Source organism: Microbacterium shaanxiense (genome assembly GCF_054779995.1).
The window spans coordinates 169,404-191,699 of the sequence record NZ_BAAGXE010000001.1 but is presented as its reverse complement, the minus strand read 5'-3'; the positions used below and the strand labels follow the sequence as shown (position 1 = coordinate 191,699).

General features: G+C 67.2%; 22 protein-coding genes. 9 read left to right on the top strand and 13 right to left on the bottom strand.

The genetic code is table 11. The features are described from left to right. Positions 1-12 precede the first annotated feature (12 nt). The 3 genes from purH to ACYVG2_RS00855 are packed head-to-tail and all read right to left on the bottom strand — an operon-like array spanning position 13 to position 3,648. Complete coding sequence (purH, locus tag ACYVG2_RS00865; RefSeq protein ID WP_460779250.1) at positions 13-1,620, bottom strand: bifunctional phosphoribosylaminoimidazolecarboxamide formyltransferase/IMP cyclohydrolase; 1,608 nt, start codon at positions 1,618-1,620, stop codon at positions 13-15. Positions 1,621-1,668: 48 nt separating this feature from the next. Then, positions 1,669-2,250, bottom strand: coding sequence for a phosphoribosylglycinamide formyltransferase (gene purN, locus ACYVG2_RS00860; protein ID WP_460779249.1), 582 nt, complete (start codon positions 2,248-2,250; stop codon positions 1,669-1,671). Positions 2,251-2,259: 9 nt separating this feature from the next. Further along, positions 2,260-3,648, bottom strand: a complete 1,389-nt coding sequence (locus tag ACYVG2_RS00855) for a cell division protein PerM (RefSeq protein ID WP_460779248.1) — start codon at positions 3,646-3,648, stop codon at positions 2,260-2,262. Between the two features lie 89 nt (positions 3,649-3,737). Between ACYVG2_RS00855 and ACYVG2_RS00850 the strand changes: the two genes are divergently transcribed. Then, the gene (locus tag ACYVG2_RS00850) at positions 3,738-5,162 is read left to right on the top strand and encodes an NCS2 family permease (RefSeq protein WP_460779247.1); all 1,425 of its coding nucleotides are present in this window, start codon (positions 3,738-3,740) and stop codon (positions 5,160-5,162) included. Between the two features lie 41 nt (positions 5,163-5,203). Here the strand turns inward: ACYVG2_RS00850 and ACYVG2_RS00845 are convergent, their stop codons facing one another. Beyond that, positions 5,204-5,572 (bottom strand): winged helix-turn-helix transcriptional regulator, encoded by a 369-nt coding sequence (locus tag ACYVG2_RS00845; RefSeq protein ID WP_448965234.1) that lies wholly within the window; start codon positions 5,570-5,572, stop codon positions 5,204-5,206. A 74-nt stretch (positions 5,573-5,646) separates the two neighbouring features. On the opposite strand from ACYVG2_RS00845, the gene ACYVG2_RS00840 reads away from it, so the two are divergent. After that, on the top strand, positions 5,647-6,057 hold the full coding sequence (locus ACYVG2_RS00840) for a RidA family protein (protein WP_460779246.1): 411 nt from the start codon (positions 5,647-5,649) through the stop codon (positions 6,055-6,057). 57 nt (positions 6,058-6,114) lie between these two features. Here ACYVG2_RS00840 and ACYVG2_RS00835 read toward each other — a convergent pair whose 3' ends face one another. Further along, positions 6,115-6,909 carry a hypothetical protein gene (locus ACYVG2_RS00835; RefSeq protein WP_460779245.1) on the bottom strand — a complete coding sequence of 265 codons (795 nt, stop codon included), beginning with the start codon at positions 6,907-6,909 and terminating at the stop codon, positions 6,115-6,117. Positions 6,910-7,022: 113 nt separating this feature from the next. Next, entirely contained in the window at positions 7,023-7,430 is a 408-nt protein-coding gene (locus ACYVG2_RS00830; protein ID WP_448965237.1) for a VOC family protein, read from the bottom strand. Positions 7,431-7,503: 73 nt separating this feature from the next. On the opposite strand from ACYVG2_RS00830, the gene ACYVG2_RS00825 reads away from it, so the two are divergent. Continuing rightward, entirely contained in the window at positions 7,504-8,097 is a 594-nt protein-coding gene (locus tag ACYVG2_RS00825) for a TetR family transcriptional regulator (RefSeq protein ID WP_460779244.1), read from the top strand. Between the two features lie 46 nt (positions 8,098-8,143). On the opposite strand, the gene sucD is transcribed toward ACYVG2_RS00825, so the two are convergent. Both sucD and sucC read right to left on the bottom strand, forming a co-directional pair. Further along, a complete protein-coding gene (gene sucD / locus ACYVG2_RS00820) occupies positions 8,144-9,046 on the bottom strand; it encodes a succinate--CoA ligase subunit alpha (RefSeq protein ID WP_460779243.1) in 903 nt (300 codons plus the stop codon). Between the two features lie 29 nt (positions 9,047-9,075). Further along, on the bottom strand, positions 9,076-10,242 hold the full coding sequence (gene sucC, locus ACYVG2_RS00815; protein WP_448965240.1) for an ADP-forming succinate--CoA ligase subunit beta: 1,167 nt from the start codon (positions 10,240-10,242) through the stop codon (positions 9,076-9,078). A gap of 185 nt (positions 10,243-10,427) precedes the next feature. On the opposite strand from sucC, the gene ACYVG2_RS00810 reads away from it, so the two are divergent. Together ACYVG2_RS00810 and ACYVG2_RS00805 are read left to right on the top strand one after the other, a co-directional pair. Further along, on the top strand, positions 10,428-11,735 hold the full coding sequence (locus ACYVG2_RS00810) for an HNH endonuclease signature motif containing protein (protein ID WP_460779242.1): 1,308 nt from the start codon (positions 10,428-10,430) through the stop codon (positions 11,733-11,735). A 63-nt stretch (positions 11,736-11,798) separates the two neighbouring features. Next, a complete protein-coding gene (locus tag ACYVG2_RS00805; protein WP_460779241.1) occupies positions 11,799-12,461 on the top strand; it encodes a TetR/AcrR family transcriptional regulator in 663 nt (220 codons plus the stop codon). Between the two features lie 12 nt (positions 12,462-12,473). Here ACYVG2_RS00805 and ACYVG2_RS00800 read toward each other — a convergent pair whose 3' ends face one another. Both ACYVG2_RS00800 and ACYVG2_RS00795 read right to left on the bottom strand, forming a co-directional pair. After that, complete coding sequence (locus ACYVG2_RS00800; RefSeq protein WP_460779240.1) at positions 12,474-12,965, bottom strand: PadR family transcriptional regulator; 492 nt, start codon at positions 12,963-12,965, stop codon at positions 12,474-12,476. 236 nt (positions 12,966-13,201) lie between these two features. Then, the gene (locus ACYVG2_RS00795; RefSeq protein WP_460779239.1) at positions 13,202-13,687 is read right to left on the bottom strand and encodes a hypothetical protein; all 486 of its coding nucleotides are present in this window, start codon (positions 13,685-13,687) and stop codon (positions 13,202-13,204) included. 97 nt (positions 13,688-13,784) lie between these two features. Between ACYVG2_RS00795 and ACYVG2_RS00790 the strand changes: the two genes are divergently transcribed. Then, positions 13,785-14,828, top strand: coding sequence for an ATP-dependent DNA ligase (locus ACYVG2_RS00790; RefSeq protein ID WP_460779238.1), 1,044 nt, complete (start codon positions 13,785-13,787; stop codon positions 14,826-14,828). A 64-nt stretch (positions 14,829-14,892) separates the two neighbouring features. Continuing rightward, entirely contained in the window at positions 14,893-15,633 is a 741-nt protein-coding gene (locus ACYVG2_RS00785) for a hypothetical protein (protein ID WP_460779237.1), read from the top strand. A 27-nt stretch (positions 15,634-15,660) separates the two neighbouring features. Here ACYVG2_RS00785 and ligD read toward each other — a convergent pair whose 3' ends face one another. Both ligD and ACYVG2_RS00775 read right to left on the bottom strand, forming a co-directional pair. Continuing rightward, positions 15,661-16,722, bottom strand: coding sequence for a non-homologous end-joining DNA ligase (gene ligD / locus ACYVG2_RS00780; protein ID WP_460779236.1), 1,062 nt, complete (start codon positions 16,720-16,722; stop codon positions 15,661-15,663). A 38-nt stretch (positions 16,723-16,760) separates the two neighbouring features. Next, entirely contained in the window at positions 16,761-17,873 is a 1,113-nt protein-coding gene (locus ACYVG2_RS00775) for an SseB family protein (RefSeq protein WP_460779235.1), read from the bottom strand. 93 nt (positions 17,874-17,966) lie between these two features. Between ACYVG2_RS00775 and glsA the strand changes: the two genes are divergently transcribed. Then, the gene (gene glsA / locus ACYVG2_RS00770) at positions 17,967-19,349 is read left to right on the top strand and encodes a glutaminase A (protein ID WP_460779234.1); all 1,383 of its coding nucleotides are present in this window, start codon (positions 17,967-17,969) and stop codon (positions 19,347-19,349) included. A gap of 5 nt (positions 19,350-19,354) precedes the next feature. On the opposite strand, the gene ACYVG2_RS00765 is transcribed toward glsA, so the two are convergent. Then, on the bottom strand, positions 19,355-21,796 hold the full coding sequence (locus ACYVG2_RS00765; protein WP_460779233.1) for an ATP-dependent helicase: 2,442 nt from the start codon (positions 21,794-21,796) through the stop codon (positions 19,355-19,357). 115 nt (positions 21,797-21,911) lie between these two features. Here ACYVG2_RS00765 and ACYVG2_RS00760 point away from each other — a divergent pair, with 115 nt between their 5' ends. Further along, on the top strand, positions 21,912-22,286 hold the full coding sequence (locus ACYVG2_RS00760) for a DUF6507 family protein (protein ID WP_460779232.1): 375 nt from the start codon (positions 21,912-21,914) through the stop codon (positions 22,284-22,286). Positions 22,287-22,296: the final 10 nt, after the last annotated feature.

Here is a 22,296-nt window from a genome sequence, read left to right as displayed (position 1 = left end):
GGCCCGCCGGACTCAGTGGAAGAAGTGGCGCTCCCCCGTGAAGAACATCGTCACCCCGGCGGCCTCCGCCGCAGCGATGACCTCGTTGTCGCGCACGGATCCACCGGGCTGGATGATCGTCTTGACGCCCGCGTCGATCAGGATCTGAGGGCCGTCGGCGAACGGGAAGAACGCGTCGGATGCCGCGACCGATCCCTTGACCCGATCGCCTGCGCGCTCGACCGCGAGGCGGCACGAGTCGACACGATTGACCTGGCCCATGCCGATGCCGACCGTGGCCTTGCCCTGCGCGAGCACGATCGCGTTGGACTTCACTGCGCGGCAGGCCTTCCACGCGAAGATGAGATCCGACATCTCGTCGTCCGCGGGGCGCTCGCCCGTGATGAGCTGCCAGTTGTCCGCCACGGCGCCGATCTCGTCGGGGAAGCGGTCGGCATCCTGCAGCAGGAGCCCGCCGGACACCAGGCGCACATCCATCTGCTCCTGCTGCCAGTCGTCAGGCAACTGCAGCACGCGTAGATTCTTCTTCGCCTTGAACACCGCCAGAGCCTCCGGCTCGAACGACGGGGCCACGATGACCTCGGTGAAGATGTCCTTGAGGTTCTCGGCCATCTTCAGCGTCACTGTGCCGTTCGTGGCGATCACGCCGCCGTACGCCGACACCGGGTCGCACTCGTGCGCGCGCAGGTGCGCGCTGGCGATGGGGTCGAGGGCGTTCGGCGCCGTCGTCGCGATGCCGCACGGGTTCGCGTGCTTCACGATCGCGACGGCAGGCAGCACCATGTCGAAGGCGGCGCGCAGCGCGGCATCCGCGTCGACGTAGTTGTTGTACGACATCTCCTTGCCCTGCAGCTGCACGGCCTGTGCGATGCCGTGACCGCCGACGCGGGTGTAGATCGCGCCGCGCTGATGGGCGTTCTCGCCGTAGCGCAGGGTCGACAGGCGCTCGGCCTTGATCGTCAAGTGCTCCGGCAGCTCGCCGCCGTCGTTGAGCGTCCCCTCCGCGAACCAGGCGGCGACGGCGGTGTCGTAGCTGGAGGTGTGCGCGAACGCGCGAGCGGCGAGTTCTCGGCGCTGCGAAAGCGTCGTGCCTCCGGCGGCGACGGCCTCGATGATCGCCGGATACGACTCGGGCGACACGACGATCGCGACGTTGGCGTGGTTCTTCGCGGCAGCGCGCACCATGGCGGGGCCACCGATGTCGATCTGCTCGACGGCGTCGTCGCCGGATGCCCCGGATGCGACAGCCTCGACGAAGGGGTACAGGTTCACGACGACGAGCTCGAACGGCTCGATCTCGAGTTCGGCGAGCTGGCGTTCGTGGTCCTCCAGGCGAAGGTCGGCGAGCAGGCCGCCGTGGACGCGCGGGTGCAGCGTCTTGACCCGGCCGTCGAGCATCTCGGCCACGCCGGTGACCGCTGCGACGTCGGTGACTTCATGGCCGGCGTCGCGGATCGTCGCCGCCGTCGACCCCGTCGACACGATCTCGACGCCGGCGCCGGCCAGCGCGGCCGCCAGTTCGAGCAGATCTGTCTTGTCGCTCACCGAGACGAGTGCGCGCCGGATCGGTACGGTGTCGCGTTCGCGGTACAGGGACGAGTCGTGGCGCGGACCGGCCATGGAGGGCTCCTTCATGCGATTTTCGGATGCGGTACAGGGGGGCGGAAATCAGTGTGTCAGCGCCAGATCGCCCGTGGCGATGCGTCGAACGACGTCGATGAGCAGCCGCCGTTCCACGGGCTTGATGCGCTCGTGCAGAGTCTGTTCGGTGTCGTCCTCGAGCACGGGAATGCGCTCCTGCGCGAGGATCGGCCCGCTGTCGATGCCGTCGTCGACGACGATGACGCTGGCACCGGTCTGCCGCGCACCGGCGGCGAGAGCGTCGCGGACGCCGTGAGCGCCGGGGAACTCGGGCAGGTATGCGGGATGAGTGTTGACGATCCGCGGGCTGTAGCGCGCCACCAGCGATGCCGGCAGCAGGCGCATGAGCCCGCTGAGCACGAGGAGGTCGGGGTTCCAGGCGTCGAGCTGACGTCCGAGCTCCTGCCCCCATGCTTCGCGATCGTCGAAGGCGCGGAACGGGGCCGTGAAGGTGGGAACGCCGAACTCCTCAGCATGGGCGAGCCCTTCGGCGTCGCGATCGGCGCCGACCACGACTATCCGCGCAGGGAAGTCGGGGTGGCGTGCGGCCTCGAGCAGAGCGCGGAGATTCGAGCCGGTGCCCGAGATGAGAACGGCGACCGTGAGCACCCGGCCAGTCTAGCGGTGCGTGGGAGTGCTGCCGTCCCCGAAGAATCCGTGCTCGTCCAGCGGTGCCGTGTCGTTCGCATCGGGATCGTCAGCGGCAGGCGTGTCCCCCGCCGCAGCACTCGATGGTGCACCGGCATCCGCAGTCGGAGACGCGCCCATCTCGGCGACCCAGCGATCAGTGCGCTCCTCCGCGAGCTCGTCGCGGTGCCGCGGTGCGAGCAGCAGGATCGCCGCGCCCACCAGCACCTCTGCGCCGATCGCGAGCGCGGTCCACCCGACGTGCGGCCCGGCCTCGGCCAGTCGTGCGGGCCCGATGGAGCCGGATGCCAGCGCAGCGGCGATAGCGACGACGCCCGCGCTGCCCAGCGCGATGCCGACCGTGATCGCGAGCCGCGGACCCAGCGGGCGGGCGACGTTCTCCCACACGAGCCTCGAGCGCACGATCCAGCCGGCGAACGCGCCGGCGCCGACCGGGAGCAGCACGACGATGAGCATCCAGATGGAGCTGTTCTCCGGCAGCAGGCCGAACATGGGGATGCCGGGGACGACGCCGAGCTGAGTACCTGCCGGAGAGACGGCGGTGCCTGCGCCCACCGCGACTCCGGGACCCGCCAGCCACGCGACGGCCCACACGAGCAGCGTCGGCAGGTAGGCGAGGTGACCGAGCGTGAGGATGGTGACCCCCGTCGCATCGACGCGCGCGGCCTCGAAGAGGGCGACCACCTCGCCGCCGCGCAGGGCCACGGCCACGGCGACGGCCACGCCCGCGATCCCCGCCAGGCTCACGATCACCACGGTGGTGCCGCGCACGATCTCGGTGGGCAGGACGCCCCAGTCGCCCCAGCCGTCCGCAATGTCGTGCAGGCGGTCGACGATGCCGCCGTCCCCCTCTCGCCAGGCGTAGCGGAGGGCACCGCAGAGCGCGCCCACGAGATAGACGGACGACGGCAGAACGATGGAGAGCGCGAAAGATGCCTCAGCGCCGGCGATGTGCGACGTCGACGCCACCCCTGCCGCGATCAGCGCGAAGGTGACCGACCCGGCGATGACGCCGAGCAGCCACGTGCCCGAGCGCGCAGCTCTCGTGCCGGAGCGTGCCGCGAACAGCAGAGTGAAGATCAGGAAGGCCAGCGGCGTGAGCGAGAGCGTGAAGCGCGCGGCATCCGGTGAGATGCCGACCGCTGTCACGACCTCATCGGGGATGACGATCTCCAGCGGCACCCCGTGACCGAACTGCCAGAGCGTCGCGGATGCCGGCCAGAGCGCTCCCCAATCGGCGGTCGCCCCGAAAGCGAGCGTCCACAGCAGCGTGAGGGGCGCGAGCAGCACGGCGAGGCCGACGGCGGCCGCGATGGCGGCATCGACCGCGGCGAGGATCGCGACGAGGAGGCGTTGCATGTCTCAACGAGACTACGACGAGAACCTGACTGGCCCACGGTGGCGCGCGCGACGCCGCGGACACGATATCGTCTCCACGGAGGTTCCCGATGACAACTGCCCCATCGCCCGCCCCGGAGCACACCGCTGAGCCGAAGAACGCGCTGGATCGCTTCTTCGAGATCAGCAGACGAGGCTCCACCATCGGCACCGAGGTGCGCGGCGGAGTCGTGACCTTCGTCACGATGGCCTACATCGTGATCCTCAACCCGATCATCCTCTCCACGCCGGACGTCGACGGCACGGTGCTCGACGGCGGCGCGGTCGCGGCGGCCACGGCGCTGACCGCCGGAGTCATGACGCTGCTGTTCGGCATCATCACCAGACTGCCGTTCGCGTTCGCCGCAGGACTGGGCATCAACGCCTTCCTCGCGTTCTCGGTGGTCGGATCGGTGACATGGCCCGAGGCCATGGCTCTCGTCATGATCAACGGCGCGATCATCGTGCTGCTCGCCGCCACCGGCCTTCGGAAGATGATCTTCGACGCGGTGCCCGTGCAGCTCAAGCTCGCCATCACCGTCGGCATCGGCCTGTTCATCGCCTTCATCGGCTTTGTGAACGCGGGCTTCGTCACCGCGACGGACAACGCCTCTCCCCCGGTTGATCTGGGTGTGGGCGGTTCTGTGGCGACCGTGCCGACCCTGCTGTTCGTGATCACGCTCCTGCTCGGCGGAGTGCTGATCGCCGTACGCCTCAAGGGCGCCATCCTGATCGCTCTCGTCGGCGGCACCGTGCTCGCCGCGATCGTGAACATGATCTGGCCGTTCGGCCTCGATTTCGGTTTCGCCGGCGGCATCATGAGCCTGCCCGATCTCAGCCTGATCGGCGCGGTCGATTTCAGCTTCGACTTCACGAAGGTCAGCTTCGTCGCACTCGTCATGTTCGTCTTCACTCTCGTGTTCTCGAACTTCTTCGACGCCATGGGCACCATGACCGGCCTCGCCAAGGAAGCCGATCTCGCGGATGCGAAGGGCGACTTCCCGCGCATCAAGTCGGCACTGGTCGTCGAGGGCGTCGGCGCGATCGTCGGTGGCGCGACATCATCGTCGTCGGCGACGGTGTTCGTCGAATCCGGCTCCGGGATCGGCGAGGGTGCACGCACTGGTCTCGCGACGTCCGTGACCGGTGCGCTGTTCCTGCTCGCGATGTTCTTCACCCCGCTCACGTCCCTGGTTCCCGGGGCTGTCGCCGCGGCCGCGCTCGTGCTGGTCGGTGCGATGATGCTCTCGCAGATCAGGCACATCGACTTCGGCGACTTCCGCGTGCTGCTGCCGGTGTTCCTCACCGCCACGGTGATGCCGATGACGTACTCGATCGCCAACGGCATCGGCGCGGGCTTCGTCAGCTGGGTCGTCGTGAACGCCCTCTCGGGCAAGGCGAAGACCATCCACCCGCTGCTGTGGATCGTCGCCGCCGGTTTCGTGCTCTTCTTCGCCCGCGGACCGATCGAAGCGCTCTTCGGCGTCGGCATCTGACACATTGATGTTCGAAGGGCGGATGCTGCGGCATCCGCCCTTCAGATCAGCGAGCCGTCGAAGCGCTCGCGCGCCCGTTCCACCTCGGGAAGGTGCGCTGTCGTCCAGAGCAGCAACGCGTCGATGAGGTCCTGCAGTCCCTGACCGACGGGCGCGATGCGGTACTCTACCGCGACAGGCCGATCGCTCACGACGACGCGCTCGACCATGCCGTTGCGCTCGAGACGCCGCAAGGTCGCCGTGAGCGACTTCTGCGTGATCGCCGGGATCATCCGACGCAAGGCGTTGAACCGCAGTGCGCCGTGCTCGCACAACTGGTCGAGCACATGCAGCGACCACTTGTCGAGCAGTTGGTCGAGCAGTTCGCGGTGGGCGCCGGTGATGATCGGTCGGTCGTCGGTCTCCTGCATGAAACCTAGTCTCGTTGAAGTAGCCGCTGCATACCAAGTAGACATGGGATACCACTCACGAGAGGACACTTCCCATGCCCGTCAAGACGTTCAGCCCCGACGGCCTCCTGCAGCCCGTTCCCTACCACCACGTGTCCGTCGCGACCGGCACGCGGCACGTCCACGTCGCCGGGCAGATCGCACGCGATGCCGACGGCGCGCATGTGGCCACCGGCGATCTGACCGGTCAGGTCGAGCAGTCGCTGCGCAACGCCGCCCGCGCTCTGGCCGGCGCCGGTGCGACCTTCGCCGACGTCGTGCGGCTGCGCTTCTTCGTCACGCAATGGCGCCCCGAGCACATGGGTGCGTTCACGCAGGGGGTCGAGAACGTCGCCGAGGAGATCGGACTCGAGCTGCCTCTGCCCCCGGCATCCCTCATCGGTGTCGACATCCTGTTCGAGCCGGACGTGCTCGTCGAGGTCGAGGCATACGCGATTCTCGACTGAGCAGCCGGAGATCCCGGGGCGGATGCATGCAGCATCCGCCCCGGGATCAGATGCTGCTCACGCGCAGCTGAGCAGCTTCGGCGCCTGGACGAGCATGTCCGCGTTCTGACGCTGCCCCGCGATCACGTGCGACAGCGTGAACGTGTACGTGAACATCACGGTGCCGTCGCTGGTCGGCGTGAACGAGGCTCCCGGCTGCTGGGATGCGGAGAAGGCAGGATAGGCGCTCAACTCGGCTGGCACATCCGACGTCGTCCTGTCGCCGACGTAGCCCTGCACGATGTTGGGCAGCGAGACACCGGCGCCCGCTATCGACACATCAAGATGCTGCGTGCCGAGATAGGCAGCGGAAGTGTAGATCGGAAGCGCGAACTGGTAGGTGACGCCCGCGGCGACGCCCGCCGCGAACCGCAGTGTAACGGTGACAGGATCGGATGCGGCACCCGCGGTGTTGTTGTGGTCATCCAGCGACAAGAAGCCGGGTTCGTCGATCTCACCACCGCCCTGCCACCAGCTGGCAGGCGCAGGAGCGACGGCCGCATCGGTCTGCGTGTAGCCGCTGGCCGCATCACCAGAGGGCGCCTTCGCTGGGGTCCAACCCGTGCCGAAGTATCCGTTCTGTGTCGGGACGGTCCCTTGAGCGCCGTTGTCGCTGAGTACGCCGCCGGACACGACGAACTCCCCCACCGGCACGACGGTGCACACGACGGGCGTCGCGACCGATGCGGCTGCCAGCGGCGTGGCGACGGCGACGGCGATGACGGGAACCGACCATGCGGTGGCCTTGAGCACCGCGCGACGATCGATTCCTGAATCGGATGCAGAGTGCGCGAATGCGCTGAAATGAGACAAGTTTCCCCTCCCCAGAGAACACATGAAAATGCCCCCGCGACGGCCGAACAGCCACAGCGCGGGGGCAACGAATCACCCAGCCTATCGGGCTTTGGGAGCGCTCCCAGATGCGATCACTGCCCCGCGTACGCCGCGCCGTACTCGTCCGACGGTTCGATCGGCTCGATCACGTCGATGAGCAGCCCGCCCGGCGCTTCCACGATGAAGTGCCGTTGCCCGAATGCCTCATCGCGCAACGCCAGCCGTTCCGGCAGGTGCAGCTCATCGACCATCCGCGCATGCTCAGCGGCGGCATCCGGTACTTCCACATTGAGCAGCAGACCGGCGGCCGATACTCGAAAGCCGTTCGGAATCGTCTCATGCGTCCGGTCGAGGATCGCCAACTCACCGGCATCGTGCTTCAGACTCACGTACCAGTCAGCCTCGAAGGTCGTCTCGAAACCCAGCACCTCCCGATAGAACCGCGCGGATGCCGCGACGTCATCGACCATGAGTACCGGATAGAAGCTTGTGATGTTCATCCTGATCCTTTACGTACAGAGTGTTTGTATTTACGGACCTAGAATACATACACACCGCACGTAAGGAAACAACATGGCGAGAACATCTGCCGCACACGCGGCCGAGACCGCAAGACGCATCCTCGAAGTCGCCACCACCCACTTCGCCGAGAAGGGGTACGCGGCTGTCTCGGTCGACGAGGTGGCGCGCGCGGCTGACGTCACGCGAGGTGCGGTCTATCATCACTACCGCTCGAAACCGCAGCTGTTCACGGCCGTCGCGTCCGCGCAGCAGCAGCACATCGCGGAAGCGATCGCGGAAGCCACTGATGAGCGGGACGGCACTGACGGCCTCCGGATCGGCAGCCACGCATTTCTCGACGCGATAACCCGCGGCGCGGCGGCGCGCGTCCTGCTGATCGACGGGCCCGCGGTATTGAGCTGGGAAGACTGGCGTCGCCTCGATTCCGACGGACCAACGGTTCTGCTGAGTGAAGGACTGGCCGAGGCTGGAGTCGATGCGGCACTTCTCGACGCACTCACCGCCACGCTTTCGGGGGCGATGAACGAACTCGCCCTATGGCTGTCGGAGCACCCTGGAGACTCCGTGGCGCGGTCCCGCGCGCACGAGTCGCTCGACGTCCTGCTCGATGCGGTGTCGCGCCCCTCGCAGCGGGCCCAGAAATGAACGACGGCCCCGGGGATATCCCCGAGGCCGTCGTTCAGAACAGCTCTTACAGCGCTTCGACGATCGCGCGCATCAGGTCAGCCGTCTCGGACGGCGTCTTTCCGACCTTGACTCCGGCGGCCTCAAGGGCCTCCTTCTTCGCCTGGGCGGTGCCTGCGGAGCCGGAGACGATGGCGCCGGCGTGGCCCATGGTCTTTCCCTCAGGAGCCGTGAAGCCCGCGACGTAGCCGACGACCGGCTTGGTGACGTGCGCCTTGATGTAGTCGGCGGCACGCTCTTCAGCGTCACCACCGATCTCGCCGATCATGACGATGGCCTTGGTCTCGGGGTCGGCCTCGAACGCTGCGAGCGCGTCGATGTGCGTGGTGCCGATGACCGGGTCGCCGCCGATGCCGATGGCGGTCGAGAAGCCGAGGTCGCGCAGCTCGAACATCATCTGGTACGTCAGGGTGCCCGACTTCGAGACGAGACCGATCGGGCCCTTGCCGGTTATGTTCGCCGGGGTGATGCCGACGAGCGCCTCACCAGGCGTGATGATGCCGGGGCAGTTCGGGCCGATGATGCGGGTCTTGTTGTCCTTGCTCTGCGCGTACGCCCATGCCTCTGCCGAGTCACCGACGGGGACGCCCTCGGTGATGACGACGAGCAGCGGGATCTCGGCGTCGATGGCCTCGATCATCGCGTCCTTCGTGAAGGCGCCCGGGACGAAGGCGATCGACACGTCGGCGCCGGTCTCCTTCATGGCTTCTGCGACGGATGCGAAGACGGGGAGCTCGACCGCGCCGCCGTCCTTGTCCGTGTGCGAGACGGTCGTTCCGGCCTTGCGCGCGTTGACGCCGCCGACGACCTGGGTGCCTGCCTTCAGCATGAGTGCAGTGTGCTTCGTGCCCTCGCCACCGGTGATGCCCTGGACGATGACCTTGGAGTCCTTGTTGAGGTAGATCGACATTTCTTCAGTCCTTGTGTCTCAGCGGCGGATCAGGCGTTCGCCAGCTCGGCGGCCTTGTCAGCGCCCTCGTCCATGGTGGCGGCGAGGGTGACGAGCGGGTGGGCGTACTCGGCGAGGATCGCGCGACCCTCGTCGACGCGGTTGCCGTCGAGGCGCACCACGAGCGGCTTGGAAGCGGTGTCGCCGAGCGTCTCCAGCGCACCCTTGATGCCGTTCGCGACGGCATCGCACGCGGTGATGCCGCCGAAGACGTTCACGAACACGCTCTTGACCTGCGGGTCACCGAGGATGACGTCGAGACCGGCCGCCATGACGGCAGCGGATGCTCCACCGCCGATGTCGAGGAAGTTCGCCGGCTTCACGCCGTTGTGGTTCTCGCCGGCGTAGGCGACGACGTCGAGCGTCGACATGACGAGTCCTGCGCCGTTGCCGATGATGCCGACCTGGCCGTCGAGCTTGACGTAGTTGAGCCCGGACTCCTTGGCCTTCGCCTCGAGCGGGTCTGCGGCGTCCTTGTCCTCGAGCGCCTCGTGCTCGGGGTGGCGGATCTCCGATGCGTTCTCATCGAGGGTCACCTTGCCGTCGAGGGCGATGATGTCGCCGTCTTCGGTGCGGACGAGCGGGTTGACCTCGACGAGCGTGGCGTCCTCGCCCTTGTAGACCTCGTACAGCTTCACGAAGACGTCCGAGACCTTCTCGATGAGGTCTTCGGGGAAGTTCGCGGCGCGAGCGATCTCGACGGCCTTGTCCTTGTCGATACCGGTCAGCGGGTTGACCTCGATGCGAGCGAGCGCTTCGGGCTTCTCGACCGCGAGCTGCTCGATCTCCATGCCACCCTCGACGCTGCAGAGCGACAGGTACGAGCGGTTCGCGCGGTCGAGCAGCACGGAGAAATAGAACTCCTCGGCGATGCGGGCGCCGGCTGCGACCATGACGCGCTTGACGATGTGGCCCTTGATGTCGAGGCCGAGGATCGACTTCGCGGCCTCGTACGCCTCATCGGGGGTCTTGGCGACCTTCACGCCGCCGGCCTTGCCGCGGCCACCGGTCTTGACCTGCGCCTTGACGACGACCACTCCACCGAGCTTCTCTGCTGCCGCTTTCACCTCCTCGGGGGTGTCCGCGACGATACCGGCGAGGACCGGCACTCCGTACTTCTCGAAAACGTCTCGTGCCTGGTACTCGTACAGATCCACTGTGCTTCCTTCACTGGGTCTCGGTCCGGAAAGTCTCTCGATGTCGAGACATCGACCAGTCCTCAAGCCTACTACCTCCGTCTGAGCACTCCGCGTCGCCCGCCCGTCGTTCAGAGTCGTAGGTATGTTCCTCTTTCCGATTCATACCCATTGTGACGTTCGTACATTTCGGCTAGTCTGGATTCATGGAACCTTGGTTCGATGATGTGGATGATCGGCCGCGTGATGCGGCGTTCTTCGTCGAGTCTGCGTTGGATGATCTGCAGTGTGCGGATGTCGATCTGAATCGGTATGAGGCGAGGCGGTCGTGTCGGATTGTGGATGCTGTCGCGTTGGCGCGTCGTAATCCTGAGGTGTATGTGCACCACACGGCGGATAAGGATGCCGTGGATCAGGCGGTGCGTGCGGCGATCTTCGATATCGCGTTGCGGCTTCGGTGTTCGGAGGAGTACGTGCGTGGGGTGCTGTTCACGGCGGAGCAGGCGATGGCGCATCTGCCGTTGCTGTGGGCGCAGGCCAGGGATGGGTTCGTGTCGATGTATCTCGTCGGCCGCACCGTCGGCGCGTTGGCGCGGGTGCGTGCCGATGTCGGCGCGTCGGAGGAGGAGCTCGACCTCGAACGTGAGGCGATGCGTCTGATCGACGAGGCCGCGTCCGAGTGGGCGCTGTCGTGTCCACCGGCGATGTTCCTGCGCCGGCTGCGCACCCTGGTGGACCGGCTGGATCCGGTCGGGGTGGACACGCGCCACGGCCGGAAGGTGCGGGAGCGTCGGGTGGTGGTGCAGGAGGATGAGGACGGCATGAGCTGGTTCATGGCGTACATCCCGACGGTCGAGGCGATCGCCGCGAAGCGCCGGTTGACGTCCACCGCGAAGCACCTGCAGAAGCATCCGGACGAGTGCCGTACGAGGGATCAGATCCGCGCGGACCTGTGCTCGGCGTGGTTGCGCGGGGTCGGCACCGACACGGCGGTGAAGACGAAGATCTTCGTCACCATCCCTGTCGAGCTCCTCGACGCCGAACGTGCGGCTGGTGCTGCTCGCCCTGCGGACTCGGCACCGCGGCAGGCGGAGCTTGTCGGGCATGGTCCGATCGATCCGCTCACCGCGAAGCAACTGTTCCTCGACGCGAACGCGTTCCGCCGGGTGATCATCGACCCGATCCGCAGCGTCGTCATCGACATGGACCGCCGCTCCCGCCGCGCCACCCGGGCACAACGCGAATGGCTCGCCCTTCAGCACGGCACCTGCGCCAGAGACGGCTGCAACCGCCTCGCCCAAGACGCCGACATCGACCACAAAACCCCCTGGGCCCACGGCGGCAAAACCAACCTCCACGAACTCCGACCCCTCTGCCCCCGCGACCACAGACACCGACACCTCACCCGAGCGATCTACCGCACCCGCCCAGACAACTCAGTCCAAGTCACCACACCCACCGGACACCAGAGCAAGCCACCACCGACCTCTTCCGCAATCGCCCCACCGTTCTGAACTGCGCTGAGCACGCATCCGTGTGCACACGCATCCTGCGCGCACACGTCTAGGCTTCTCGCTATGCAGCAGAACGCAGAACCGCGCACCGGCGTCGTGGCCGCAGCGCTCGACCTGTTCCGTGCCCAGGGCTTCGACCAGACCTCGGTGGAGCAGATCGCCAAAGCCGCCGGCGTCTCACGCTCCACCTTCTTCCGCCAGTTCGGAGGCAAAGAGGACGTCGTCTTCACCGACCACGAAGTACTCCTCGAGGAGGTGCGGGCCTTTCTCGCCGAAGGCCACCGCGACCCGTGGGAGGCCGTCTGCCAGGCATCCCAGCACGTCTTCTCCCACTTCGCCCGCGACCCGGAGATCGCCCGCCTGCGCTATCAGGTCGTACGGCAGGTGCCGGCGCTGCGCGAGCGCGAGATCGTGACGGTGTTCCGTTACGAGCGGCTGTTCGACGAGCACCTTCGGGGCGCGCTGCCCGGCATCGATCCGCTCGACGCCGTCGGCTTCGCCGCCCTCGTCACCGCGGTGCACAATCACGTGCTTCGTCAGTTGCTCCGCGGGACGAAGCGCGTCGCCCCTTCGGTGCTGCAGAGCGCCCTGGACGATGTCCGTCGCAGGTACGGCGTTCTTCCGGACAGCGCGGACGAAGCGCCTGACGACATGGTGGTCGCGGTCTTCCCGCGGGCGATGCCGATCGCCGAGGTCACCCGCCGCCTGCAGTCGGACCTCAACTGACGCGGGTATCCCTCAGCTTTCTCCCGCCATCACGTAGGCCCCGCCCTCGAGCCGACCGATGAGGGCTCGCGTCCATTCGAGTGCGCTGTCCGCGGTGTGAGCCCAGAGCCGAATCGCCTCCACGTGATGCTGCCAATCGGCGTCGGGTTCCTGTTCATATGGATCGACGACGCGGGCTCGCCACTCCGTGTACGAGCGCACGCGCATGCGCAGCAGGTCCAGCACCCGTTCCCGGGTCAGCTCGGTCATGAAGCCGATTCCAGCGATCGTCATGGCGAGGTCTGCGCGATCGGAGCTGAGTGCCTTCTCGAGCAGTCTGTGGAAGGCAGCTTCGCCCTTTGCTGTGAGGGTGTAGGTCGTGCGTACCGGCCCCGCCCCACCATGCTCCGTCGCCGCCTGCGCGAGTAGGCCGTCATCATGCAACTTCCGGAGCCCGTGGTAGATGGAACCCTGCTGGACGTTGCCCCAGAACTGCACGCCCCATGACTCCAGATCACGGCGCAAGCCAAGGCGTCTCCGGTTCAGGGCCGGTGTGGCTCGTCTACCAGGTCGTCGGATCAGCCGCACTCGCCGTGCTCTTCAGCATCCACCGTTCCCGACCACTACCTCCCCGCGCGCAACCACACTGAAAGTGAGATCTGTCATGGACATCGGCCTTTGGATCTCGCTGGTCGGCGGGCTCGCACTCGCCAACGCCGCGATCGCAGTGATCTGGTGAGGCCGTGGCGGATTGCAGGAACTCAGTCGCAGCTGCACCCGCCTGATGCGTTGCGCACCATGAAGCAGACGTCGCATGTGCCGTAGTCGCGTTCGATCGTCTTCGTCGGGCGCGGTGCACTGACTGCGGATGCCGCCTTGCGCGGCGCGCGCGCAGAAGCGGTCTTCTCCGCGATCGGGCGGAACTCGCTGGGATGGGTCACGTAGAAGTACGGCTCACGACCCTCGCTCGGGCGCAGCCGCAGGACGGTCCCGCCGACGACGATCTGCTCGCCCTCGGTGAATCCGTTCGTGTACGTCTTGCCGATGTGCAACGGCGCACCGTCGTCGGTGCGGATCGCTTCGATGTAGCGACCGCGATCGATGAACGAGGAGATGCCGACGGCATCCGTGATCGCGGTGATGTATTCGTGGTTCTGCGCGTCGATGCGGTGCGCGCGAAGCGCCTCGGTGAGGTTGCGGTATGGACGGGACGTGCCTGCGGGGGTCGGCCCCTGTGTTTCATTCATCGTTCTCAGGATGACACGTCTGGCTGTGAGCGCCAGACCATTCTGCGCACCGAAGAGCGCCCTTCCGCGGCGACGCGGGTACCGGGATGATGGACGCATGTTGTACGAGATCCCTGCCCCCATGCTCGCCAAGGCCGCAGCCGCCGTCCCCGACCCTGCCAAGACGGGCGGCGGGATGCTGTTCGAACCGAAGTGGGACGGCTTCCGCGGTCTGATCGCGTGGGACGGGGACGCGCTCGAGATCGGCTCGCGCGGGGCGAAGCCCCTCACGCGGTACTTCCCCGAACTCGTCGAGGCGCTGTCCGAGATCCTCCCCGGCCCGTGCCTGCTCGACGGCGAGATCGTGGTCGCCACCGGCGAGCCGGGCGCGCAGCGACTTGATTGGGAGGCACTCAGCCAGCGCATCCATCCCGCAGCATCCCGCGTCGCTCGGCTCGCCGCCGAGACCCCGGCGATGTTCATCGCGTTCGATCTGCTCGCCGACGGCGATGAAGATCTCCAGCAGCGGCCGTTCAGAGAGCGCCGGGCGCGACTTGAAGCGCTGCTCGGCGAGACGCACCATCCGCTCCACCTCACGCGCACCACCGAGGATCCCGACACCGCCCGGCAGTGGCTCGAAGAGTTCGAAGGCGCCGGCCTCGACGGCGTTGTCGCGAAACCCCTGGATCAGCCCTACGCGCCGGGCAAGCGCACGCTGATCAAGGTCAAGCACGCCCGCACGGCCGATGTTGTGGCCCTCGGCTACCGCATCCACAAGTCGGGCTCCGGTGTCGGATCGCTGCTCGTGGGCCTCTACGACGCGGACGGCGTCCTCCGTCAGGTCGGCGGCGTCGCCGCGTGGAGCGACAGGCGGCGCCAGGAACTGGTCGACGAACTCGCGCCGCTCGTTGAGCGCGATGAGGACGGCGCCGCGGTGACGGGCGAGGGCGAGCGCAGCAGGTTCTCGGGCTCGAAGGATGTCTCGTTCGTGCGGCTGCGCCCGGAGAAGGTGCTCGAGGTCCGCTACGACCAGTTGGAGGGTGCCAGATTCCGGCACACCGTGCAGTTCGAGCGCTGGCGACCCGACCGCGATGCGCGCTCGTGCACCTATGACCAGCTCGAAACCGTGGCCGGCTACGACCTCGCCGAGGTCCTGGTGTGATCGCGGACCTGTGATCGGGAGCGACGCCCCCGCTTGATAACCTCCTTTCCACAAGGAGGCGACCATGCGCGGTTGGAAGGCACTCATCGTGCTGCTGGGGATCACCGGCGCCCTCACTGCCGTCGGCGCGTGGGCGTTGGCCGCGTACCTGGTACCGGTCATCATTCCGATCGGGCCGCTCTGGCCCGCTCGGCCGAGCGATCCCTGGCTCGCCGCCTGCTGCCTGATCGGCGGGTCACTCGCCGCATTCGCCGTCGACTACTCGCCTACTTGGACGGCCAGACTGCCGCTCATGTCCGATGCAGGCACCGCCGCCTCCCTGTCGGGCGCGGCGATCGGCGCACTCGTCGCCACGGCCTCGATCGCATCAGCCGATCCGACCGATCCCCTGGCCATCCTCATCATCGCAGCCGTCTCGATCATCTTCGCGGCTCTCGCCTGGCGACGGATCCGCAGCGCGACGCGCGAGACGCGCACCCACGGCGACAACATCGTGCGCAGGAAGGCCCTTCACGAGATCGGCAGGCGTGTGCAGGGCGTCGTCGAACATGTCCACTTCCACAACACATGGCTCGGCGATCATCCGCTGTTCTCCGTCACCGTGAGCTACCCGACGCCCTCCGGGCAGCAGCAGGCGACGGGCCAGTTGTACACGCCCATCCCGGACGCACCGATCGCCGGCGGCACCGTCTTCGTCTGGTTCGCCGGTGATGGCGACGACACGGACAACATCGACATCGAGCAGGATCCGGAGAGCATCCGCGACCCGGATGCCGCCAAGACCTACGAGGCGCCGTCGTACTGAGCGAGCGAGTCGATTCGCGCTGGTCGCTCAGTCCTCGACGCGGTTGCCCTCGGCATCCCAGTTCTCCGCGACCTTCTTGCTGGGCTGCACACGGGGCGGCTCACCTGGCATCTTCGGGAAGTCCGGAGGGAACGACAGTTCGCCGAGGCCGTTCTCGAGATCGCGTTCCCACCACTTGAGCAGCGTGTCGATCCGACCGGGCTCGTCCTGAATACCCGCCCACGGGTCACCGATCTCTGCCAGACGGGAGGGGATGCTGCGGATGGTGAACGCTGTCGGATCCAGACCGTCGAGTTCGTCCCATCCCACCGGCGTCGACACCGTCGCGGCGGGGAGCGCGCGCGGACTGTAGGCACCGGCCATCGTGCGGTCGCGGTTGGCCTGGTTGAAGTCGACGAAGATGCGTTCACCGCGCTCTTCCTTCCACCAGTTCGTGGTGACCTGCTTCGGCATCCGCCGCTCCAGTTCTCGCCCGGCGGCGATCACCGCGTGACGCACGTCGAGGAACTCGTGCGTGGGCTGGATCGGGCAGAACACGTGCAGGCCGCGATTGCCGCTGGTCTTGATGAACGGTTCGAGCTCGCCCTCGCGCAGCACTTCGCGCAGACCGTGCGCGGCGGTGACGGCATCCGCGAAGTCGGTTCCCGGCTGCGGGTCGAGATCGATGCGCAGCTCGACGGGATTGTCAGTATCTGTCGCGAGTGACGCCCACGGGTGGAAGACGATCGTGTTCATCTGCGCGGCCCACACGATCGCACTGGGTCGATTGAGGACGATCTGCGGATGCTGACGCCCGCTGTTGTACGTCACCGTCACGGAATCCACGTAGTCGGGGGTGCCCTTGGGCGGGTTCTTGGAGAAGAAGCTCTCTCCCCCGATGCCCGCGCGGAAGCGCTCCAGAGACACCGGCCGGTTGCCGTTCGCGTTGAGGAAGGGCTCAGCGACAGCCTGGAAGTAGTCCGCCAACTCGCCCTTGGTGATACCGCCGTCTGCGGCGTCGGGCCAGATCACCTTGTTCGGGCTGGAGAGGTCGATCTCCTGCTCCCCCTCCGGGTCGGAGATCGTCAACGTCACGCGCTCAGAAGCCATGCTCCGAGACTAGGGCGGGCGATCCGAACGCGGTAGTCTCAGTCGCCGAGATCGACCGCGAGGACGAGCACCGCGCCCAGCGCATCGCGTTCGACGATGAGCGACGGCCCTGCCGAATCGACCAGCACCCCGGCGATCCCCGCGTGACTGGTGAGCACCTTCGCGAGCTGCTCGGGGCTGAACGGCAGCGGCTTGTCGCCACGTCCGAGGGCGACGACCTCGAGCGGGTGCGAGAACACCTGCAGGAAGCGGCGCCCATCGGTGGTCTGCGCCTCGGCGATGCCGACCTGCGCACCGCTCGTGCCGTCGCTGACAGCGACCCAGACCTTCGTCTTGGCGAGAGCGTCGCCGACCTTCTGCGCCGTGTCCTGCTCGCGCGGAGCGGCGAGGAGAGACTTGATCGTCATCTCGGCGTCGGCCTGCTCGAGCGCCTTCTTCAGGATCTCGACCGGGAACACCGCGCGGTGCACCCCTGAGGCGTTATCGACGATGAGCCCCGTGAAGCCACCGGAGATGACCTGCTGCAGCACAGCGGTCACCGGCTGCGCGACGGCTGAGGTCGCAGTGGGATCCGTCTCGCGCTGCACGGAATCGCGCACGGCGACCGCCGAGCTGAACGCGAGCATGAACGCCCGATCGCCGTCGCGCACCACGGCCACCGACAGCGGCTTGCCCTCACTGATCTGCGCGCGTGCATCGCCGCTCACGCGCAGGAAGAGGTGGCCCTGGAGCATCTGCCTCAGAACGCCGATCAACTGCTCGTTCGTCGCGCCCTCTTCGATCTCGGCGAGCGCGGTGCGCAGCAGCACGTTGTCCTTCATGCCGGGAACCGATTCGGTCTGCGCCGGCGGCAGCGCAGGAGCGAGCGGAAGCGAGCGCTTCTCAGGTACGGGCGCCGGCGCAGGTGCCGTGGGGCGCGCTGCCGCGACAGGGCTGCTCGGCTTCGACTCATCGGGATCCGGGAGCTTCACCTCGGGTCCGGCCGTCGCGCCGACTCCACGGAACGCCTGAACCGAGATCCCGATCTCGGGTACCGGTTCGCTGGGTGCCTGCTCCTGTTCGACGGCTTCGTCGAGAGCATTCGCCTCGATCGGCGTCTGCGACTCGGACGGCGCGTCGTCGGTCTTCTTGCGGCGGGAGAACAATGCCATATCGATCAGCCTAACCCGCAGCGCACTGACGCCGGCATCCACGCTGATCGTGCGCGAGATCAGTGGCGCCCGCCCGGCCCGTAGCATGGGCCCATGGCAGCCCCCGAGAAGCTCTCCGACATCGTCACGTCATTTCTCGACGTCGTGCACGATCGACTCGTCGGCGACACGCGAGGTTCGGTCGCCGACTACATCCCGGAACTGGCGGGCGCCGATCCGGAGCGTTTCGGGATCGCCCTGTGCGGACTCAACGGCCGTGTCTACGAGAGCGGCGACACGGGCGTGGAGTTCACGATCCAGTCCGCTTCGAAGCCGTTCGTGTACTCGTTGGCGCTCGATGATCAGGGGCTGGACGCAGTGCATGACAGAGTCGGAGCGGAGCCCAGCGGTGAGGCCTTCAACTCCGTCAAACTCGAGGCAGGCACCGGAAGACCCCCGAACCCGATGGTCAACGCGGGCGCGATCGTGACGACGTCGCTCGTCACAGGGCGGTCGGCCGAAGAGCGCTTCGAACGAATCCTCGCCCGCCTCAGCGCCTTCGCCGGCCGCGAGCTGAGCGTGGACGATGCCGTGCTGGCCTCCGAACAGGAATCCGGCGACCGTAACCGCGCGCTCGCCTATCTGATGCGCGGCGCTGGCTCGCTCACCGCGCCTGTGACCGAGACGCTCGACACGTACTTCCGGCAGTGCTCCGTGCTCGTCACCGCGCGCGACATCGCGGTGATGGGGGCGACTCTCGCGAACGGCGGCGTGAACCCGCTGACGGGGCTGCGTGTGACCAGTGCGGAGACCTGCCAGCACGTCATGACCATCATGGCCACGTGCGGCATGTACGACTACGCGGGCGAGTGGCTGCTTCGCGCCGGCCTTCCGGCGAAATCCGGCGTCGCGGGTGGACTCGTCGCGAGCTCGCCCGGTGAGTTCGGTCTGGGCCTGTTCAGCCCGCGACTGGATGCGAGCGGTGCGAGCGTGCGCGGCGTCGCGGCGGCTCAGCAGCTCGCGACGCGGTTCGGACTTCACGTGCTGCATCGTCCGTTGACGCTGTCGGCGGCCGAGGTGACCTCCGCCAATGACGAGCTGGCCGCCGGGCTCGGCGCGGAACAGGACGACGTCGCCTCGCAGATCCTGCAGGAGAACGCCGACGACCTGGCGGTGTGGCGTCTGCGTGGCTACATCGACTTCGACGGCGCCGAGCGTCTGCTGCTCGATCTCGACACCTGGCTCGAGGCGCGCCCGGCCGATCGCGATTCACCGGCGGTCATCGTTCTGGATCTCACCGAGGTGACGCAGCTGCAATCCGTCGCGGTATGGATGCTCGCCGCGCTGGCCACTTGGTGCCGTGCGCGCGGCATGCGGGTCATCGCGAGCGACCCGCAGGGCCGCAGTCTCGGTGTCGCCGGCCTGTCGCAATCGGCCGGCTTCGATGACGCCGTACGGGATGCCGCAGCCATGGCCGGCGCGAACCCGAACGGCTGAGCCCGCTACAGCTTCTCGATCGGTGCGATCTTGATGAGGAGCTTCTTCAGCCCGGCGGACTCGAATCGCACGTGAGCGATGCGCTTCGCGCCCTCGCCCGTGACGGCATCCACTCGTCCCTCCCCGAAATCGGAATGACGGATGCGGTCGCCGTCGGCGAGTTCGAGGTCGCCGTTGTCGCGCACCTTGCCGGTGACCTTGTTGGGGAACTTGTCCATCGAGGTCGACAGCGGCTTGAGTGTGTCGCGCGGTGCCAGCGGCTTCACGCCGAAGCGGTCACCACCCGAGCCGAAGCCGCCGGATCCGCCGCCGCGACGTGCGTTGAGCGCACGCGACTGCATGCCGCCGCGGGAGTTCACGTCTCCCGGAGACTGGCGCCAGTCGACCAGGTCGCCGGGGATCTCCTGCAGGAACCGGCTCGGCATGGCCACCGAGACCTCGCCGAACTGCGCGCGGGTCATCGCGAGGGAAAGGTGCAGTCGCTTGCGCGCACGCGTGATGCCCACGTAGAACAGACGGCGCTCCTCCTGCGGGCCACCGGGTTCTCCGGCTGAGATGCGGTGCGGGATGAGGTCTTCTTCGACGCCGGTCACGAACACCGCGTCGTACTCCAGTCCCTTGGCCGTGTGCATCGTCATCATCGACACCGAGCCGGACTCGTCGTCCAGGTCGTCAGCATCGGCGACCAGCGCCACCTCGGTGAGGAAGTCGACGATCGTGCCGTCCGGGTTGTTGCGGGCGAAATCACGGGTGACGGCGACCAGTTCGTCGAGGTTCTCGACGCGGGCCTCGTCCTGAGGGTCGCGGCTGGCACGCAGCGCGTCGAGGTACCCGCTCTTCGCGAGCAGCAGCGTGAGCCCCTCGGCCACGGAGGTCGACGGCGGCACCTCGCCTGACGACGGCAGCAGGATCTCGGTCGCCTCTTTCAGCACGGCGTCCAGCTGGCCGATGCCCGCCTGGATCTTCGGGCCGACACCGAGTTCGGCCGGCACAGACAGAGCATCGCGGAACGAGATGCCGCGGTCTTCGGCGAAACGTGCGATCGCGGTCTCGGTGACGTCGCCGATGCCCCGCCGCGGCTTGTTGAGGATGCGGCGAACGGACATCTCGTCTGCGGGATTCGCGACCGCGATGAGGTAGGCCATGGCGTCTTTGATCTCGGCGCGCTCGTAGAACTTCGTGCCGCCCATGATCTTGTACGGCACCGCCGAGCGGATGAAGATCTCCTCCAGCGCACGCGACTGCGAGTTCGTGCGGTAGAATACCGCCATCTCGGAGTAGGGCATGCCCGAACGGTGCAGCGCCTCGACCTCGTCGGCGACGAACTGGGCTTCGTCGTGCTGCGAATAGCCGGTGAAGCCGACGATCTTGTCGCCCGCTCCCCTGTCACTCCAGAGCTTCTTGTCCTTGCGGTCGAAGTTGTTGCCGATGACGGCGTTGGCTGCGGAGAGGATGTTCTGCGTCGAGCGGTAGTTCTGCTCGAGGAGCACGACGCGGGCCCCGGGGAAGTCGCGTTCGAACTCGCTGATGTTGCGGATGTCAGCTCCGCGGAAGGCGTAGATCGACTGGTCCGAGTCACCGACGACGGTCAGAGAAGCACCGGGGAGCTCTGGCGTGGTCTCCGGCTCGAAGATCATCATGCCGTTCGCGGCATATGGATCCGGAGAATCGCTCGACACGGGTCGCGTGAGCTCGTGGATGAGCGCGTACTGGGCGTGGTTGGTGTCCTGGTACTCGTCGACCAGGATGTGCCGGAAACGCCGTCGGTAGGTGTCGGCGACCTTCGGGAACGCCCGGAAGAGGAACACGGTCTGGCCGATGAGATCGTCGAAGTCGAAGGCGTTGGCCTTGCGCAGCTGACGCTGGTAGTCGGAGAAGATCTCGACGAACTTGCGCTCCGCGGGGTCGGACATGTTGGCCTGGCGCGCGAACGACTCGGCGTCGGCGAGCTCGTTCTTGAGCTTCGAGATGCGCGATTGCGTGGATGCCGGCGTCAGCCCGTACGCGTCGGCCTCGTGCTCCTTCACCAGCCGCTTGATGAGCGCGCGCGAGTCACCGGAGTCGTAGATCGTGAACGACTTGGTGAAGCCGAACTGGTCGGCCTCGCGACGCAGGATCCGCACGCACGCGGAGTGGAACGTCGAGATCCACATGCCGCGCGCAGCATCACCGACGAGATCGACCACGCGCTCGCGCATCTCACCCGCAGCCTTGTTGGTGAAGGTGATCGCGAGGATCTGGCTCGGCCATGCCTCCCGGCTTCGCAGCAGCGAGGCGATTCGTCGCGTGAGCACGCTGGTCTTGCCCGAGCCCGCACCGGCGACGATGAGCAGCGCGGGGCCGCGATACGTGACCGCCTCGAGCTGCTGGGGGTTGAGGCCGGCCAGGAGGTCGTCCTGGCCCGGCTGGCCCGGAACGGCGGGAACGATGAGAGGAGCTTCGGTCATGACCTTACGAGTCTAGGCCGGGGCACGGACGTCGGTCGCCGCCTCTAGCCGAAGCATCCGCCCTGCCGATAAGCTGACCGAGGTTGCGCGATCCGCGCACGATCGGGGGGTCGCGTTGGGACAGTGGCGGGTCGATCCGGACGGCGTGCTCGGCGTTCTCGCCGGCATAGACGACCTGGGTCCGCAGTTCGAGAGCGCATACACCGGCATCGACGATGCGGCGACGAACGGCAGGGCGGCTCTCACTGCGGACGGGCGCACCGTGCTCTCCTCCGCCTGGGAAGCGTTCATGTCGCAGCGCCGGCTCGTTCCGGGCAAGCTCATGCATTCGGTCAGCGGCTCAGCGGCGGCGGTGGGCGAGGCGACGGTCGCGATCGTCGCCGGAGACGAGCAGATGGCGGACAACGTCTCGACGGCGGAGAAGCACGCCGAGGATGCGTGGGGAATCGCGCCCTACGCGGCCTACGTCACCGACGGGTCATACCGATGAGGGCGGCCGT